The 242-nt window shown below is 63.6% G+C and carries 1 protein-coding gene; it reads left to right on the top strand.

Annotated elements, in window-relative coordinates; translation table 11 throughout:
- Positions 1 to 242: transposase (locus AA0535_RS10840; protein ID WP_264816156.1), on the top strand; the 242-nt coding region annotated here is incomplete at both ends.

Genomic DNA, 242 nt, shown 5'->3' with positions numbered 1-242 from the left:
ACAAGAGGTTATGACGCCGGCAAGAAGGTCGTCGGGCGCAAGCGGCATATTGCCGTGGATACAGACGGACGTCTGCTGATGGTCAATCTGACCCCGGCCGACATCTCCGACAGCGCGGGCGCGCAGATGATCCTGGACGCGATCCGCAAGCGCTGGCCCTGGGTGAAGCACCTGTTCGCCGACGGGGCTCACGACCGGCTCCAGCTGATGGACAAGGCGGCCTATCTGGACTTCGTCGTCGA

The sequence above is a fragment of the Asaia krungthepensis NRIC 0535 genome (assembly GCF_025995175.1).
Lineage (GTDB): Bacteria > Pseudomonadota > Alphaproteobacteria > Acetobacterales > Acetobacteraceae > Asaia > Asaia krungthepensis.
Note: the sequence above shows the minus strand (reverse complement) of the source record. Positions and strands in the feature narration are given on the sequence as shown.